The organism is Candidatus Cryosericum terrychapinii (genome assembly GCF_003570925.1).
GTDB classification, from domain to species: Bacteria; Caldisericota; Caldisericia; order Cryosericales; family Cryosericaceae; genus Cryosericum; species Cryosericum terrychapinii.
Genome location: NZ_QXIS01000030.1, coordinates 14,276 through 31,547 on the forward strand (window position 1 = coordinate 14,276; position 17,272 = coordinate 31,547).

Below are 17,272 nucleotides of genomic sequence, written 5' to 3' on the forward strand. Positions count from 1 at the left end.
GGGGCTTCGTAGTGTGAGGAGATCAGTTGCAGGATGTTGTCGCTACTGGTCCCGCTCCTGCAGCTTGTAGTCCCGGATTTTGTTGAACAGCGATTTGCGGGAGATGCCGAGGATCTGGGCGGCCTTGGTCTTGTTGCCGCCGGATTCGTGCAACGCCTTGCGAATCATATTGATCTCCATTTGCTGGATGGCGTCTGACAGGCGAAGCCCACCGTTCCCGTCTGCGGCGACGGGCTGCGGCTGCCCGGGTTGTGCCACCAGCGGCTGATCCTGAGGAGCCGGAGACTCCTCGCGCCGGCGCAGAATAGGCTGAGAGCAAAGGTCCACTGTTTCGGGAAGGAGCACGTGTGCCTGGGAGATGATGACTGCCCGGGCGATGACGTTTTCCAGCTCCCTGACATTCCCTGGCCAGTCGTATGCATCGAGGCGCTCCAGGGTTTGATCCGCAATCTCGGTGACATCGCGCCCGTACTTGGCGGTGTATTTTCTGAGGAAGTGGCGAGCCAGCAACGCGGTATCACCGCGCCGGTCGCGCAGCGGGGGAAGCCGTAGCGTAATCACGTTGAGCCGGTAGAACAGGTCCTCGCGGAACTTGCGTTCAGAGACTAATCTGGTCAGGTCCTGGTTCGTGGCCGCGATGACGCGTGCCGAAGACGTCAAGTGCTCTCGGCCGCCGACGCGTTCGAAGCCTCCGTCCTGCAGGATTCGCAGCAGTTTGGCCTGAAGTGGCAGAGACATGTCGCCGATCTCGTCGAGGAAGATGGTGCCACTGGATGCTTGCTCGAACTTGCCGATGTGTGTCTCGAAGGCATCAGTGAAGGCTCCCTTTTCGTGACCGAACAGCTCGCTCTCGAGAAGGTTCTCCGGGATGGCCGCGCAGTTGACGACGACGAACGCACGGTCCTTCCGATGGCTGTTATTGTGAACAGCCTTGGCGACCAGCTCCTTGCCTGTGCCTGACTCGCCGAGAACAAGAACGGTCGCGTCCGAGCTGGCGACCTTGCCGATCTGCTTGTAGACTTCCTGCATGAGTGGACTCTGGCCGACCAGCTCGTCGCTGTTGATGATGGGAAGGTCCTCGGGGCGGGTCCGTCCTGAGAGGGATGACAGCTCGCGAAGCTCGAGAGCCCTCTTCACCTTGATTCTGACCTCATCGATGTCAAACGGTTTGGTCAGGTAGTCATAGGCGCCGGACTTCATGGCGGAAATGGCGAGATCCGACGAGCCGAACGCTGTCAGGAAAATTACGGGGAGATCGGGCTGGGACTCCTTGATCTTGAGAAAAGCATCCATGCCGCTCATGACGGGCATCTTGACGTCCATCAGGACGGTGTCCGGACTCATGGCTCTGACCTTCTCGACTGCTTCCTGGCCGTTCTTGGCGACGTTGACGCGATAGCCCTCGTCTTCAAGTGATTCGCGGAGCAGTTCGCGTATGTTTTCCTCGTCGTCTACGACCAGAATGAGCTTGGTTTGGATTTTCATAGGCAATTGCATAGTTTACCGGTTTCGAAGTTCGAGTCAAACATCAGGATTGATGATTCGCTGCATGTTGACAGTGAAAGTGGTGCCTGCTCCCTCCGTACTCTCATAGGTGATGGCTCCATTGTGAAAGGACGCGATTTTCTGGGAAATGGGAAGGCCAAGGCCTGTGCCGTGTTCCTTGGTCGTGAAGAACGGGGTGAACATCTTGGGCCTGTCCTCATTCCTGATACCGACACCGACATCGCATACCTCGAGGATGACGCGATCCGCTTCGGTTTTTGCAGTGACGGTAACGGTTCCGCCGTTCTTGTCCTGCATCGACTGTATGGCGTTCTGCAGCAGGTTCATGAACATCTGCTCGGTCTGGCGCGCATCCCAGGTGACCATGACGTGTGGCACCTGGAGGTCGAGCGTCGCGTGGCCGTCCTCGAACTGCTGTGCCATGAGCTCTCCCATCGATTCGAAGAACCCGCGCAGGTCAAACTCGACCGGCTGCGGCGGCGCAGGGCGCCCGAAGGTGAGGAGGTCCTTGACCAGCAATTCGAGACGGTCGGCTTCGTTGCGGATGGGGATGATGTACTTGGCTTCGGGACGCCCCTGCAACTTCTTCTCCAGAAGACTTGCATATCCCTTGATGCTTGTGAGCGGGTTGCGTACCTCGTGGGCGATGCCGGTCGTAAAGATGCCGAGCGTCTTGAGGGCCTCGGTCTGTTTCGCTTCTTCGATACTCCGCTTGAGTGAGTGTGCCAGGTCGGCGACAGCGCGCGAGATCTCTCCCAGCTCCCCTCCACCGCGTGGCACGCGCGTGTCCAGGTTGGTCTTGAGTCGGACGACGCTGCGGCGCAGAGACAGCAACCGTATCAGGAAGAAGGTCAGCAAGACTATTGTCGCTGCGCCGCTCAGCCCGATGGAGACAGTTGAAGTCTTGAAGGCCTCGAAACGGACGCGCTGCAACGGAGCGAGGACCTGAGGCATGTCCCTGTCGACGACCAGATAGCCGATAGTTTGTGTGCCTGCCTTCAAGGGAAGAGCGACGGTCAGCCTAGGTAGTGGGTTGCGCGACCCGTCGGTCAGGTAGACGAGACTTGGTGTGAAGAGGTTGATCTGGTACCCGATGCTGATACTGGGGAAGTTGTCCTTAAAAACGTTAATGTAGTCATAATAGGGCTTGGAGAGGAAGATGCTCACCAACTCGTTCTGCTTGTTCTGGCTCAACTTGTCGAACTTATAGCTGTTGGACAGTTCGCGGTACATTCGGTTCCAGCGGTCGACAGCCTGCGACCCTATAGCCTGGAGGGTCTCGTTTTCCTTCTTGATGAGCTCGTCCTGAAACTCAACAATGAGGCGGTTGCTCAGAATCGCCATCGAGACGCCCACGATGAGCAGGGCAGTCACAATAATCTGGAAGGTCAGCGACTTGAAGACTCGACCCAATTGGTCCTCCCGGGATGAAGCAAGACTAGATGGATACTCTCTTCAGTAGTTCCACAAGCTCTGGCTTGAGAAGGTTGCGCCGCGTGACTGCTTCGAGTGTTTCCTGAAGGACAATATGTCCGTCGCGTGTTCCTGCGACGACACCCGAGTGGCCTTCATTGAGGGCGACAACAGCCGCTTCGCCCGATGTGCTGGCCAGGATGCGGTCGAAACGTGTAGGGCTCCCTCCTCGCTGGACGTAGCCAAGGACGGTCGCCCTGCATTCCACCGGCAGGTTGGCGCTGATGTAATGAGACAGCTCTTCCGCATGTCCTGCGCCTTCTGCCATGACGATGATGTGGTGTTTCTTGTGTGCCATGACGTCGTCGTGCAGGCGTGTGATGAGTTTGGGTATGCTGAAGGGTAGTTCTGGGGTCAGAACGATGTCGGCGCCCGTCGCCAGAGCGGCTTCGAGTGCAATGGAGCCGTTGTCTCTGCCCATGACCTCGACGACGAACACGCGGTCGTGAGACTCCGCCACGTCGCGAATGCGGTCGATGGCATCAATGGCAATGTTGACGGCAGTGTCGAACCCGATGGTGTAGTCGAATCCATACAGATCATTGTCGATGGTCGACGCGACCCCGACGACGGGAACGCCCAACTGACCGAGCAGGTAACCACCAGTCTGTGAGCCATTGCCCCCAATGATGACCATGCCGTCCAGCCGGTTCTGCTGGACGACGAGGGCCGCCTGCTTGCGACCTTCCTCAGTTCGGAACAGTTCACTGCGGGCACTCTTGAGCATTGTGCCTCCGAGTTCCAGGATGCCGGAGACGCTGCGTGCGTTGAGTTCTACCCATGTGTTGGATACCAGTCCGTCGTAGCCGCGCTCGAACCCGACAGCCTCGACTCCCATAGACGCCGCCGTGCGTGCAACTGCGCGGATGGCAGCGTTCATGCCGCTGGCATCGCCGCCGCTCGTCAGAAGTCCGATGCGTTTCATGACTACTTTGAGAAGACCTTCAGGAGGTCGACCCACTCCTGAGGGACTGTCTTGAGCTTGCCGACAGCCTCGGTGAGCGGAATTGCGATCACTTCGGTGCCGCGGAGGGCTGCCATCTTGCCAAAGTCGCCGTCATGGACCATCTCGACGGCTTTCACACCGACGCGGGATCCCAGAATGCGGTCGAACAGAGTGGGGCTGCCTCCCCGCTGGATGTGCCCTATCGTGGCCGAACGCGTCGAGACCCCCGTCTTCTCCTCGAGGATCCTGGCCACTTCTGGCCCCACACCCCGGTTCTGCAGCAGCATGTGGCCAAAGTCGTCCAGTTTCTCGACGCTGGCCTGCGTCGTGACTTCTACTCCCTCGCTCACGACAATGAAGGCGTACTTCTTGCGCTTGTAGGCGGTCATGACCTGTCGCACCATGACATCCCAGTCGACGGGGACCTCGGGGATGAGTGTGTAATCGGCTCCTGAGCCGATGCCGGTGTAGAGCGCAACCCATCCGGCGTGCCTGCCCATGACTTCCAGGACGATGATGCGCCGATGGGACAGTGCAGTGTCCTTCAGCCTTCGCGAAGCGTCGAGGGCAACATTCACTGCCGTGTCGAATCCGAATGTGAAGTCCGTTCCTGACAGGTCATTGTCCATCGTCTTCGGAACGCCGACGACCTTGACGCCCAGCGCTGCAAGCTTGGTGGCTACACCCAGCGTATCGTCCCCGCCGATGGCGATGACGGCATCCAGACCCAGGGCCGCGATGTTGGTGATCGTCTGCTGGACAAGAGTGGTGTCCTTGAACGGGTTGGTCCTGGAGGTGCCCAGAATCGTGCCACCCCGGTCGATGATCTCGTCGACGCGGACCAGGTCAAGGGGCTCCGTCTCACAGGACAGCAGTCCTTGCCAGCCTTCAACGATACCGACACACTCGTCTCCATAGTCGAGCGCTCTGAACACCGCACCGCGTATCGCCGGGTTGAGCCCGGAGCAATCCCCGCCACCTGTCAGGATTCCGATTTTCATCTGTAAGTCGACCCCCATTCGTACATACAAATAGTAGATGTAACGCGCCTCCATTGTAGGGTAGCGTCAGGATGAGTCAAGGCGACGTTGTGTAGTGCGAATCTCGTGGTCGATCGTCGGTCAAAGGGGCGTTCATGTCGGTTGGGGAGGTTGCCACGAATTGTAGATGGGTTGTTCTGGTCCTGCTCATAATTACCGCAGCAGGCTGCAGACCAGGGACCGTACGTACCTAGGTGTAGTGCATGTTGTCCCTTGATCCTAACTCAAAACTCAAGGCACAAAATGCATCCTTGCCTCTTTGTTCCTTACCAGCATAATGATATTGTCGATCATAACGTAAATTAGGCGTATTGACAGAAGAGGGTGAATTGCTATGAAAGTAATCGCCGTCAACGGAAGTCCGAGAAAAACCTGGAATACCGCTACATTACTACAAAAAGCTCTTGATGGAGCCAGATCTGTGGGAGCGCAAACGGAATTCATCCATTTGTATGACTTGAATTTCAAGGGTTGTATCAGCTGTTTCACCTGTAAAAGGAAGGGCGCTGTGCATGCTGGGCGCTGTGCTATGCGGGATGACCTGACGAATGTCCTCGAAAGAATTCTGGGATGTGATGTTCTCCTGCTGGGTTCACCCATCTATTTCGGCAATATCACCGGAGAAATGGACTCTTTCTTAGAACGCCTGCTGTTTTCAAATCTTTCTTATAACAGCACCAGTCATCGATCCGTTTTTCAAGGCAAGCTGTCTTCGGGTTTCATCTATACGATGAACGCTCCGGAGGAGTTCCTGAAACAAACCAACTACCAAGAAGCGGTATTCCACCATTACAGAGATCTCCTGCAAAGATTATTCAACGGAACTTCAGAATTCTTGCTCTCCACCGATACCTATCAGTTTGTGGATTACTCCAAGTATGAAGCATCCAACTTCAACGAAAAACATAAGTCTCAAGTGAGAGCGGAACAATTCCCAATTGATAGTCAGAAAGCCTTTGACATGGGTGTCAGGCTGGCAAGCATCTAAGACCTAGGTGAACAGGAGTTTTCACTAAATCCTGCAACCCGCCGAGGGTTGCGGATTGAACCTGTCATTTGACCTATCTGCTCGCTTTTGTATAAGATTAAGACCGCGCGAGCGGTCACACGTAGGTTGGCCACTTCACCATTTTTCTCTTGAGGTTGATGGTTCTGCCGTCGACCACGAAGGTGCCGTCCCCGTTGTGATGGATCGTCCGGCGTTCCTTGCGCTCCGGATCAGTCCAGGCCTTGACTACTTCCAGGATGAAGAGATTGTACTTGTCGACCAGGCTGTTGTCTGACACCCGGCATTCGAGATTGGCGAGACACTCGGCCACGAGTGGCGACTTCACCTTTTGGGCTGACACCGGCGTCAGACCAAAGGCATCGAACTTGTCGACGTCATCACCCGAACAGTTGCCGATCTCGACCACTTTGGATGCGAGATCGACCGTGGGAACAGCGATCACGCATTCTCCGGTCGTGCATAGTGCCGTGAAACTGTGATCCCAAGGTCCGATGCTGCAGCCGATCAAAGGCACGCTGCCGTCCTCGCTGCCGTCCTGTATGATCATGTAATAACTCATCGTCATGATGTTAGTGTTCCCTTTATACGCAGTCGTCACCAGTACGACCGGACCCGGTTCAAGGAAGCGGTATGCCTTAGATAAAGAAAGTTCGTTCATAATGACCATCTCTCTTTCGACCTCAGTTATGAAATAATCGTAACAGCGTAAGAGACAAATTACAATTTTGGGGACACACCTGGTTTTGTAACATTTATAAATTGCATGCCAGGGGCTCCATGGTAGGATGCTTGTGGAACATTCGCAGTCCGGCAGAGGTGCCTATATGAAACCAGTTATTGACCATATTCATGTTACTGTTGCTGATCTTGAACGCGCAGAGAGATTCTATGATAGGCTCCTGCCGTTGCTGGGATTTGATCTGGCGAACAAGGAACGCAACGCTGTTCCTGAACACGAATACGCCATCGTCGAATACCACCACAGTAGTTTTTCCTTCGGCATCGTCAGCCCACGGTCTGCATACACCAATGAAACGATAAGTAGAAGGAAGCCGGGTGCGCTCCATCACCTTGCATTCCATGCAGACTCGCGTGCGGAGGTAGACAGACTTTATCTGCAAGTAAAAGCCCTTGGTGCAGAGATCGTCCATGAGCCGCGGTTGTATCCGGAGTATTGCAAGGATTACTACGCTTTCTTTTTCAAGGATTCCGAGGGCATCGAATATGAGATCGTGCGTTTTGATCGGGCAGACTATTTTCCCCTGTAACATTAACTAGCGGAGCAGCAGCGATCTTGACACATGCCGGCGTCTGAAGACAAAGGGCGTAGCTGCTGTTAATCTAGTACGCTAGGTAGGTTATCGTGATCGTTCTGGCTGTCTGGTTGTAGCCAACAGTGGCCCCCAGCGATTCTGCGACAAAGCGGACTGGAAGGAGCATACGTCCTGCGACGATGAGCGGGACGACCTTCGTATTTGTATCGATAGGAGTGTCCAGACCATTGACAATGGCGGTTGCTTTGCCAAGGGTCAACTTGAGGGTGCTTATGCCTCCTGTTATGGTCGCGGTGCGCGCTGTTGCATCCCAGGCGACGGTGACGCCAAATGCTTCAGCGACAGCCCGCAGAGGCACCAGCGTTCTGTTGCCTGTACCTAGGAGCGGGGCGGCATCCAGCGTTGTTGTCGTTGCACTTCCATCCCGCGGGGCCACGGTCATTCGCTTGTCGTTCAGGATAAGTGTCAGAGTAACGTCAAGCGAGGGAGTCATCACGGCGGCACGACGGAAGAGCTTATTGTCGTCAGTCCTCCAAGCATAGGCGGTCGCGTTGGATCCTGTTCCAACTGTCATATTCCATAACCATATGTTCTGCGCCGTCAGGCCCGTGAAGGCGGAAGCCCAGTGACCGCCGTTGTCGTCGGAGCGAACAATACCGGCTGCCGTCGCTGCATACAGTGTGCGATCTCCTTTCGCGTCGACGGCTAGATGGAGAAGGATCGATTGACCCCAGATTCTTGTCCAGTGAGACCCCTGATCATCCGAGCGGAGGATCGAATAGTCTCCCGGTGGGGTCGACGTCCCTACGTAGATGGTAGCGGGCTTCACGGGGTCGACAACGATTTGTGCAACATATGTGGGGCCAGACGTGCTGAGCCGTTTCCAATGAGCACCCCGGTCCGTAGACCGCAGCACGCCCATCTGGTCTCCAGCATAGATTGTTGTTGGCGTTGTGGGGTCGACGGCCATCACGTCTGCCGATATGGCTGTCCAATGGGTACCGCTGTCGGTAGATCGCCAGAAGAGGGCTCCCTGTGTACTGAGCGTCATAGCGTACAGAACAGCGGGCGTCAATGAGTCAACGACAATGTCATTGATGTTCTTCCCCTGAAGGCTGCCCGAGCAGTTCGTCCAGTGTGCCCCTTGATCTGTGGAACGGAAGATGCCCTTGTCTGTCGCCGCGTACATTGTGTTTGGCTGTGTTGAGGCAGCGGCAATAAAGCCGACCTTCCCTCCTGTAAGGCCAACCGAGATATTCGTCCAGTTGAGGCCACCATCATCAGAACGGAAGGCAGCAGCACTTGTCCCGCTCGAACCTCCGGCATACAGCCTATCCGAGTTCGTTGGATCGGCTGTCAACGTCGTCAAAGACGTGACTGGAACTGTCGAAACCTGCTCCCAGTGGTCGGCAGGAGTAGCCTGTGCTGCCAGAGCAGTAGTGTTCGGCAATAGCAAAGCGCCGGCGAGTACGAAAACCAAAACAACCTGCAAGACCCAAAGAATTTTATGTTGCATGTGTTCCGCCTCCTTCGTGTATCTCAACTCTTCTATATATTACAGGGAGTGTTTTAAGTCAAGTAAAGCAAGCATAAAGTGATGAAGACGGATGGCTTGGATACACCGTCTCCAACCACTTTGGTGCATGTGTCAGAGCTCTGATACATATACAACTCCTTTCCTCCGGGACTTGGCGAAGAGCCCCGGAGGTCTTCGTTTGCAGGAGTCATCGTGGTTTCCACGCCAAGGATGTGTATAGTAATATATATAATGTCAGGTGGACGTGATGAGCAAGCACCATGTCGGGGTCCGGGGCTCCGGCGAGGAGATGAATGCTGATGGAGAATGTTCTAGCAAGCCTTGGGCTGGCGCTGCTGTTTATAGTTCTTGGGGTTCCACTCATGCTGGGCAAGGTGAAGCGCAACAGCCTGTACGGCGCCCGGTTCCCTGCCACTATGGCGGACGACCGCGTCTGGGACGTCGTGAATCGGAAGACGGGACTTATGTTTGTCGCGGGGGGAGCGGTGGCAGGGATCGTCGACCTGCTTGCGGTCGCCGGGGTCGTCACGCGGGATGTGGGGCAATACGTTGTAGGAGCTCTTGTCGTGTACATCCTCATCGCGAGTGTCTGGTTGTGGCGCTATTCCGAACGGGTCGCGCGGGACAGGGGCGTTACTGCGCGTGACATGGAGGTCGGCAGGACCACACCTCTCCTGGTCGCCATCGGCTGTTTTGCCGTCGCCGTCGCCGGGGTTCTGTCAGCATTCTCTACACCCAACCCATGGCTTGGGTTTCGCGTGCCTGCGACGTTCGCCGATCCGGCTGTCTGGCATCAGGTCAACCTCAAGGCAGGCCTGACTCTTTCCGTTTTGTCCGGCGTCTTCGGGTTCATGTTCCTCGGCCTGCGCAGCATGACTGAGAGCGAGCGCAAGCGGCTGTTCTCGGGACTCTTCATCGGCTGGCTCGCCGCAATCCTCCTCGTGGCAGTCGCCGGCACCTTGTTTGCAAACAGCCTCGCACGCTGAGAAGGAGACTACTATGCGCTTCGGGCTATCACTTAGTGGTGGTGCTGCGGTTGTGGCGGCATTTTCCATTGGCTTGCCGCTCCTCATCTGCCTCGCGACAGTATTCAGCCTGAGAAGCATCCCGCGGTCCCAGCGTATCGCCGTGACCACGTTTGTCGCCTGCGTCACCTTGTCCGTCGGTGCTCTCGGTGCGTTCTTCCTGGTCGGTGAACTCCGTACGGGAGTCGTCGTCGGTGACCAGATGGTCGTCGAGACCCCTCCGTTTGCCTCGGTCAGTGTCGAGCGGGCCAACATCCTTCGGGCCTATATTGTAGCCGATCGGGCGCAGGAACCGGACTTGGCCATTGCCATCAGAACAAACGGCACGGCCGTCGGTTCGTATCTCGTGGGGAACTTCAGACTCGAGGACGGGCGCTCTGCTGTCCTGATGCTGTCTGGACCAGCATGTGTTGTGATCGAGCTTAAAGACAGGGTCCTGATGCTGGCTCCTGACGACCTTGACGGGTTTGTCCGGGCATTGCGGGCATGGGGAGTCCTGGCGCTGTGACCGGGGAGGAGACAGGCATGGTTGAACTGACAGAGGAGGGCCGCGTCTTTCGTCCGCGCGTGAGTGGATGGACCCATGCTTCCACCTGGCTGCTTGCAGTCGTGCTGACAATTCCGTCCATCAGCCTCATCATCGCGGCGCATGATGCCTGGGGCGAGGTATGGTGGGCGGTTCTCATGATAGCTGTCATGGCGGTCGCCGCGATCGCGGTGTCGGTGAATACGGTCGGCGTCGTCCGCACGCTGCGCTACATCCTGACCACAGAAGCAGCGGAGATACGTGCGGGGCGCAATCTGCGCCGGATACCATACAAGGACATCGTCCGCGTCGAGGTGGTCAATCTCGCGTTCAACCTCATTTCCAGCTATCGTCTTCCCGGTCTGGCACTGTATGATGTTCTCTATAGTGACGAGGGCATCGTGACTATGTTTTCGACACACGCCCTCAGGGACGTCGTCCTCATAGAGACCGCCGATCATCACAAATACGGCATCTCGCCTGATGACGAAGCCGAATTCGTGACTGATCTGCGTTCCCGACTCCAATTGTGAACACCATTGTACCAGGTACTTTCGGTATTCACAATTGTACTATGACGCTGTCGACGTATCCTGAACGCAAGGCGGCCGTGGATAGCCTGCCTGTGGAGGAACGCTGATGTGCAGGATGTTCGGAATGGTCACCACGACACCACAATCCATAGCTCCATGGATGACTGACACTCAGCCCTCACTACGTTCACTGGCGGTTGCCGACAAATCTGGTGAGGCCAATCCTGACGGTTGGGGTATCGGATGGTATGACGGTGAACAGGACTGTCCCCATGTTGTCAAGAATCCGGAACCTGCCGACGAATCGCCGCTCTTCGAGCTGACCGCGCGCGAAGTCAATGCTCGCATTGCTCTTGCTCACATCCGCCGCAGCAGTGGTACGTCTCGCCGGCTGGTCAACACGCACCCGTTCGTCGCGGGACGCTGGACATTCTGCCATAACGGGCACTGCTCGCGCGAACGTCTGATGGAGCATCTGCTGCCCAGGTTCAAGAATGGCATCAAGGGTGAAACCGACAGTGAAGTCTACTTCGCGTTGCTGTTGCAGCACCTTGAGTCGGCGACCGACCCCCTCAACGCTCTGAGAAGTGCTGTCCGCGAGGTGGCGTCCGTCGGGGACTTCACCGGCCTCAACTTCCTCCTGTGCGACGGACGACGCATGTACGCCTTCCACTACAGCACCGATCCGGACCGACATAGCATGTACCTGCAGCATCAGAGTGGCAAGGAACTCGTGGCCAGTGAACCCCTTGGCGCCGGTTCCTGGGAATGGTTGCCCAACGGCTCGCTGGCTGTCCTGACGCCCGCAGGTCATACACTCGTCTCGCTGGTCTGAAGCTAGGCCACAGGGGCCGGCCTGCAGAAAGATTCGGCGGTTTCCTGGAAGCTGCGCCTTTGCTTTTTGGAAGCGTTTGTCTACCATATGTCATGTGGTTGACGTCATACCTGGAGGCACCACTGATGGTACTGTGGAAAAGCATTGTGCTCGGAATTGTACAGGGGTTGACCGAATTCCTGCCTGTCAGCAGCTCGGGGCATCTGGTCGTGTTCTCGGGACTCCTCAAGGCCGGTTCGACGCTGGCCTTTGACGTGGCTTTGCACTTCGGCAGCCTGATCGCACTGGTGATCTTCTTCTGGGGTGACATTGCGGGCTTGTTCCGGGGATTCCTTTGTACCTTCCGCGGCAAACTGTCTCATGAGGAAGCGCGCAAGCGCAACATGTTCTGGCTCATTGTCGCGGCCATTATTCCGTCTGGAGTTATTGGTGTCATGTTCAGTGCGACCATAGAGAAGGCTTTTGCCAGTCTGTATGTCGTGGCGGCCATGTTCCTGGTCACTGCCGCCCTGTTGTTTCTGCAGTATTTTGCGTCGACGACCAGAACTATCCGTGAGGTCGGCTGGAAGGATGCACTGGCCATCGGAATCGGCCAGGTATTTGCGCTGCTGCCGGGTCTTTCGCGCAGTGGCACGACGATGTCCGTGGGCGTCTACAGGGGTCTCAAGCAGGAGGATGCCGCCCATTTCAGTTTCCTCATGGCCATCCCGACCATCGCGGGCGCTGCGATCTTCAAGCTCAAGGATTTCCTGCAGGCGGGGATGTCCTCAGGTGCCCTCACCGAAATCGGCACCGGTGTCGTCGTCAGCGTACTGACTAGCCTCGTCGCGATCGGGTTGCTGCTCAAGGTTGCGCGGAAAGGCAAGATGCAATGGTTTGCGCTCTATTGTGTTGCCGCGGCAGTTTTCACGTTTGCAGCTCACTATTTTGGATTTATCTGAGTCCTGCCCGGTGCGCAGGAACCGGATTGAAGGTACAATAATGAAACGTACCACGTGAAAGGGGAGTGTGACCTATGTTTGAAAAGGCAACTGACAAGAAAGACATTGGCAGTCTTGCGCTGTCGCTCGGTATCCGTGATGAGGAAGTCGATTTCTTTGGCAGGTACATGGCCAAGATCGATTACCATATCCTCAATCGCTTGCAGGATAAACCGGATGGCAAGTACATCGATGTGACAGCTATCACGCCGACACCGTTTGGTGAAGGAAAGACCGTCACAACCATTGGGCTGGGCATGGCGCTGAACAAGCTTGGATTCAAGACGGTCAACACACTGCGCGAACCGTCCATGGGTCCAGTCTTTGGTATCAAGGGCGGTGGAACAGGTGGTGGTAAGTCGTCTCTCTTTCAGATGGAGCAGATCAACCTGCACTTCACGGGGGACATCCATGCAGTAGAGACAGCGACCAACCTGCTGGCCGCCGTGGTGGACAACCACATCTTTCAGGGAAACGAACTGGACATTGATCCTCAGAGCATCAGCTGGCGCCGGACCATGGATGTAGAGGACCGGTCGATGCGCAAGCTCACGATTCAGTTGACAGAGAAGAAAGATGGCGTCAAGACGGAGACGTCGTACGACACCGGTTTCGACATTGCTGCCGCTTCGCCGATCATGGCCATCATGGGCCTGACGACAGGATTTGAAGATCTGCACCAGCGTCTATCGGAGATTGTCGTTGCGCACAGCCGCAGTGGAAAGGTCATAACGGTCGCGGACTTGCGGGCAACCGGGGGCCTGACTGCTGTCCTCAAGGATGCTATCTATCCCAATCTGGTTCAGACCGAAGAAGGCACGCCCTCCTTTGTTCACATTGGACCATTCGCCAACATCGCTTTTGGCAACAACTCGGTGCTGTCCGACCGTATTGCACTGAAACTTGGTGACTATGTCGTGACAGAGAGTGGGTTTGGTGCCGACATGGGTTTCGAGAAACTCATGGACATCAAGCTTCGACAGGCCGGTATGAAGGCGCCTGACTGTGTGGTCATCGTTGCTACGATCCGCGCGCTCAAGATGCACGGCGGTGCGTATACCATCAAGCCAGGCAAGAAGCTTGATCCTGCTCTTGTTTCAGCAGTCAATATGCCGGCACTCGAGCTGGGCTGTGAGAACCTTCGGGTGCATATCGAGAATGTTCGTTCCTATGGCCTGCCAGTTGTTGTCGCTGTCAACAGATTCCCGGATGACACGGCCGAAGAGGTAGCGATGGTCCAGGCCAAAGCCCTGCAGTTTGGTGCATTGGCCGCCGTTCCGCACACGTTCTTTGTGGATGGCAGCGAGGGTGGTCTGGAGCTGGCACGCGCTGTCCAGGAAGCGGCATCGACATTCAAGGTGGGCGCTGTCCACTATCCATATGAATTGACCGATACCATCGAGGACAAGATGCGCAGACTGGTCCGCATGATCTATCGTGCCAGTGATATCGATCTGACGCCTGTGGCGGCCGAGCGCATCAAGGAGTTCACCGCGGCCGGCTATGACAAGTGGCCCATCTGCATGGCAAAGACACATCTGTCTATCAGCCATGATCCCGATGTCAAGGGCGCACCCTCCGGGTACCTGTTCCCAATTCGCGACATTCGTGCTGCGACCGGGGCGCGTTTTCTGTATCCATTGGGTGGAACGATGCAGACGATGCCGGCACTCTCCAAGGTCCCTGCACTGGTGAATATTGACGTGACCGGAGACGGGGTCATCACCGGCCTTCGCTAACCGGTAGAATTGTGCCTGGTACCATGAAGGATGGCTTCTGTGCCAGACGACCGGACTGTGTATACTGTTTTCAGTACTAGAGCTATGACAAGGAGGTTAGCGTTGAAACAGACATTTCTCAATCTGGGTGCAGCTTTTGTAGGTGAATCCATGGCTCGCAACCGGTATACCATGTACAACAAGGTGGCCCGGACCGAGGGATATGAGCAGATAGCTGGGATCTTCGCCGAGACAGCTGATCAGGAACGGGAGCATGCCAGCATCCTGTTTCATTTTCTCCAGGACATCAAGAAAAAGAACGGTGGCGAACTGAAGCTCGCAAACGTGGAAGTTCCGCTGGTGCTGGGGACAACGGCCGAGAACCTGCAGGCGGCCATCGACGGTGAACACTATGAGACGACCACGATGTATCCGGACTTTGCAGACGTCGCCGATCAAGAAGGCTACAAGGCAATCGCGGAGCGCCTGCGCGCCATTGCGGTAGCCGAGGCCCACCATGAGGAACGGTACAGGAAGCTCCTCAAGGAAGTCAAGGCCCACTCCGTTTTCAAGAAGGGGCACAAGGTGGTCTGGGTCTGCCGCGAGTGTGGGTATGTTCATGAAGGGGTGGAGGCACCGGATGTGTGCCCGGCGTGTCACCATGCGCAGAGCTTCTACCAGGTCAAGTCGGAGGACTACTAGCGTCAGAAAGACAGTCATGGGGCCTGCAGAAGCAGGTCCCTTTGCGTCAGACCGAAATGGTCAACTTGGAGACTGTCAGGAGCACAACCACGGATGAGTACCAACAATAGGAAAGCTACACCGAAGACGAGTCGGACGCAGGAGCTGCAGAAGAAGTATCCGGACCACAAGCCCATTCCGCTGAGGACGCGGACAGTAGTCATCACGCTGGCAGCGACAGTCATCGTGTCGATGTTGCTGGTATTCGCCTTCCTCGAGGAGGCTCAGGCCCCACAGGTGGTGGGCAACAAGTACGTTGTGCTGGAGACAAGCATGGGCACGATCAAGCTTGAACTCTACGGGGACAAGGCTCCCAGGACCGTCACCCAGTTCCTCGAGAACGTCGTGGCAGGCAAGTACGATGGACTTACCTTCCATCGGGTCATGAAGGGATTCATGATCCAGGGCGGGGACCCAAATGGCAACGGTATGGGAGGCGGAACGGCCTCCTTTGAGAAAACCGGCATCAGCCACGTCCGGGGCGTCATCTCCATGGCAGCGTCACAGGCTGGCATAACGCAGTCGGACATGCAGTTCTTTATCATGCAGGGAGACACAACCTCTCTGGATGGGAAGTATGCTGCGTTCGGCAAGGTCATCGATGGTATGGATGTCGTCGACAAGATTGCGAATGTGCCGGTCGGAGAGAATCCCAGTGTACCCGGCGAGATGTCGGCCCCTCTCACCAAGATCACCATCATCCGGGCGACCGAAGTCGCCAACTAGGAGCGTCACATGGAAGAAAAGAACAGAGTTGTCCGTATGGAGACGTCCAAGGGCACGATGACACTCGAGCTGTACGCCGCTCGGGCGCCCAAGACCGTCGAGCGGTTCATGGCGGCTGTCAACGCCGGCAAGTATGACGACCTCAAGTTCCATCGCATCATCAAGGACTTCATGGTTCAGGGCGGCGACCCACAGGGCACCGGCATGGGTGGCGGCAACGTCAAGTTCGAGGGCTCCGATGTCAAACACGTTCCCGGAGTCATCAGCATGGCGGCTCAGCAGGCCCACGTTGACCAATCCGACATGCAGTTCTTCATTATGACCAGCACGTCTGACCAGCTGGATGGCAACTATACCGCGTTCGGACACGTCACTGAAGGTATGGACGTTCTTGGGGCCATCGCGGCGACACCCGTCGCCCAGGCGCAGCGGGGCGAACGTTCACGTCCCGTCGAGGACGTGTGCATCGTTAAGGTGTCCGAGATTCTCGACTAGGAGGAATTGGAAGACCCTTATGGCTATTCAGATTGTAACGGACTCCACAAGCTATCTTCCCATTGGTTTTGCCGAACAGCACGACCTTCCCGTCGTGCCGCTCAAGGTTTCGGTTGACGGAGTATTCTTCCGCGAGTTCGTGGAGATATCTGCTGATGTCTTCTACGCGAAGCAGAGAGCTGGAGCCAAGTCTGGCACCACGCAGCCCGGCCCTGAGGAGTTCATCGCGGTCTACACCAGGTTGCTCACAAACCCGGACGACCAAGTGCTGAGCATTCATCTGTCATCCGGCATGAGTGGGACACTCAACAGCGCGTACATTGCAGCCGAGCAGACCGATCCCACGCGCATCCGTCTCTACGATGTGCGGACGTCAGGTCTCGGACTCGGGTTCATGGTCATGCAGGCCGTTAAGCTTGCTGCGAGTGGAGCCGGCATCGACAGCATCATCACGATGCTGGACGGGATGCAGCCACGCACGCACCTCTACTTTCTCGTTGGCACAATGAAGTATCTCATCGAGGGCGGGCGCATCGGCAAGGCAGCGGGCGTCGCAGCCAGCATTCTGCAGATCAAGCCCATCCTCACGGTCAAGGACGGTATCGTTGACGTCTTCGAACGGCCGCGCACCATGCGGACAGCCCGAGACCGCATGTGGGCACTCATCGACCAGGCGGTCGTACGGGGCATCGAGCACATTGGGTTCCACTATGCGGGTAACAGAGCCGAGGTCGAGGCATGGCAGACTGAGTTCACGAGGCGCACAGGTATTCCGTCCGTCCTCAGCCAGCTGGGCCCTTGCATCGGGTGTCACACGGGGCCCGAGGCCATGGCAGTCGTCATTGTTGATAAAGCAGTCTGAACAAGAAGGTCAACGTGGGCGCAGCGGTGAGTACAGACAACGTGGG

At 56.5% G+C, this 17,272-nt stretch carries 18 protein-coding genes; 12 read left to right on the plus strand and 6 right to left on the minus strand.

All coding sequences use genetic code 11. From position 1 onward, the window contains the following. Nucleotides 1-42: 42 nt before the first annotated feature. Genes SMC7_RS04765 through SMC7_RS04780 form a run of 4 tightly spaced genes read right to left on the minus strand, consistent with a single transcriptional unit; the run spans nt 43 to nt 4,926 of the window. The gene (locus tag SMC7_RS04765) at nt 43-1,485 is read right to left on the minus strand and encodes a sigma-54-dependent transcriptional regulator (protein ID WP_207798715.1); all 1,443 of its coding nucleotides are present in this window, start codon (nt 1,483-1,485) and stop codon (nt 43-45) included. A gap of 36 nt (nt 1,486-1,521) precedes the next feature. Continuing rightward, a complete protein-coding gene (locus SMC7_RS04770; RefSeq protein WP_119089207.1) occupies nt 1,522-2,919 on the minus strand; it encodes a sensor histidine kinase in 1,398 nt (465 codons plus the stop codon). 25 nt (nt 2,920-2,944) lie between these two features. Continuing rightward, the gene (locus SMC7_RS04775) at nt 2,945-3,904 is read right to left on the minus strand and encodes an ATP-dependent 6-phosphofructokinase (RefSeq protein WP_119089208.1); all 960 of its coding nucleotides are present in this window, start codon (nt 3,902-3,904) and stop codon (nt 2,945-2,947) included. A gap of 2 nt (nt 3,905-3,906) precedes the next feature. Next, nucleotides 3,907-4,926, minus strand: coding sequence for a 6-phosphofructokinase (locus SMC7_RS04780; RefSeq protein WP_119089246.1), 1,020 nt, complete (start codon nt 4,924-4,926; stop codon nt 3,907-3,909). Between the two features lie 373 nt (nt 4,927-5,299). On the opposite strand from SMC7_RS04780, the gene SMC7_RS04785 reads away from it, so the two are divergent. After that, the gene (locus tag SMC7_RS04785; protein ID WP_119089209.1) at nt 5,300-5,953 is read left to right on the plus strand and encodes a flavodoxin family protein; all 654 of its coding nucleotides are present in this window, start codon (nt 5,300-5,302) and stop codon (nt 5,951-5,953) included. Nucleotides 5,954-6,068: 115 nt separating this feature from the next. Here SMC7_RS04785 and SMC7_RS04790 read toward each other — a convergent pair whose 3' ends face one another. Then, the gene (locus SMC7_RS04790) at nt 6,069-6,632 is read right to left on the minus strand and encodes a flavin reductase family protein (protein ID WP_119089247.1); all 564 of its coding nucleotides are present in this window, start codon (nt 6,630-6,632) and stop codon (nt 6,069-6,071) included. Nucleotides 6,633-6,798: 166 nt separating this feature from the next. Between SMC7_RS04790 and SMC7_RS04795 the strand changes: the two genes are divergently transcribed. Further along, on the plus strand, nt 6,799-7,242 hold the full coding sequence (locus SMC7_RS04795; RefSeq protein WP_119089248.1) for a VOC family protein: 444 nt from the start codon (nt 6,799-6,801) through the stop codon (nt 7,240-7,242). A 73-nt stretch (nt 7,243-7,315) separates the two neighbouring features. On the opposite strand, the gene SMC7_RS04800 is transcribed toward SMC7_RS04795, so the two are convergent. Further along, on the minus strand, nt 7,316-8,764 hold the full coding sequence (locus tag SMC7_RS04800; protein ID WP_119089210.1) for a copper amine oxidase N-terminal domain-containing protein: 1,449 nt from the start codon (nt 8,762-8,764) through the stop codon (nt 7,316-7,318). 320 nt (nt 8,765-9,084) lie between these two features. On the opposite strand from SMC7_RS04800, the gene SMC7_RS04805 reads away from it, so the two are divergent. The 10 genes from SMC7_RS04805 (at nt 9,085) to SMC7_RS04850 (ending at nt 17,226) form a co-directional block, all read left to right on the plus strand. Next, entirely contained in the window at nt 9,085-9,771 is a 687-nt protein-coding gene (locus SMC7_RS04805; protein ID WP_207798716.1) for an SdpI family protein, read from the plus strand. Nucleotides 9,772-9,784: 13 nt separating this feature from the next. Then, nucleotides 9,785-10,318, plus strand: coding sequence for a PH domain-containing protein (locus SMC7_RS04810; RefSeq protein ID WP_119089212.1), 534 nt, complete (start codon nt 9,785-9,787; stop codon nt 10,316-10,318). Between the two features lie 17 nt (nt 10,319-10,335). Further along, nucleotides 10,336-10,869, plus strand: a complete 534-nt coding sequence (locus SMC7_RS04815) for a PH domain-containing protein (protein WP_165845146.1) — start codon at nt 10,336-10,338, stop codon at nt 10,867-10,869. A 106-nt stretch (nt 10,870-10,975) separates the two neighbouring features. After that, complete coding sequence (locus SMC7_RS04820; RefSeq protein WP_119089249.1) at nt 10,976-11,704, plus strand: class II glutamine amidotransferase; 729 nt, start codon at nt 10,976-10,978, stop codon at nt 11,702-11,704. A 125-nt stretch (nt 11,705-11,829) separates the two neighbouring features. After that, nucleotides 11,830-12,645 carry an undecaprenyl-diphosphate phosphatase gene (locus tag SMC7_RS04825; RefSeq protein WP_165845147.1) on the plus strand — a complete coding sequence of 272 codons (816 nt, stop codon included), beginning with the start codon at nt 11,830-11,832 and terminating at the stop codon, nt 12,643-12,645. A gap of 74 nt (nt 12,646-12,719) precedes the next feature. After that, nucleotides 12,720-14,423 carry a formate--tetrahydrofolate ligase gene (locus SMC7_RS04830; protein WP_119089215.1) on the plus strand — a complete coding sequence of 568 codons (1,704 nt, stop codon included), beginning with the start codon at nt 12,720-12,722 and terminating at the stop codon, nt 14,421-14,423. A gap of 102 nt (nt 14,424-14,525) precedes the next feature. Beyond that, nucleotides 14,526-15,104 (plus strand): rubrerythrin, encoded by a 579-nt coding sequence (gene rbr, locus SMC7_RS04835; RefSeq protein ID WP_119089216.1) that lies wholly within the window; start codon nt 14,526-14,528, stop codon nt 15,102-15,104. A 93-nt stretch (nt 15,105-15,197) separates the two neighbouring features. After that, nucleotides 15,198-15,869 carry a peptidylprolyl isomerase gene (locus tag SMC7_RS04840; protein WP_243620303.1) on the plus strand — a complete coding sequence of 224 codons (672 nt, stop codon included), beginning with the start codon at nt 15,198-15,200 and terminating at the stop codon, nt 15,867-15,869. 9 nt (nt 15,870-15,878) lie between these two features. After that, nucleotides 15,879-16,364: a peptidylprolyl isomerase gene (locus SMC7_RS04845; RefSeq protein WP_119089217.1), complete on the plus strand. Its 486-nt coding sequence runs from the start codon at nt 15,879-15,881 to the stop codon at nt 16,362-16,364. Between the two features lie 19 nt (nt 16,365-16,383). After that, nucleotides 16,384-17,226 (plus strand): DegV family protein, encoded by an 843-nt coding sequence (locus SMC7_RS04850; RefSeq protein ID WP_119089218.1) that lies wholly within the window; start codon nt 16,384-16,386, stop codon nt 17,224-17,226. The last annotated feature ends 46 nt before the right edge of the window (nt 17,227-17,272 follow it).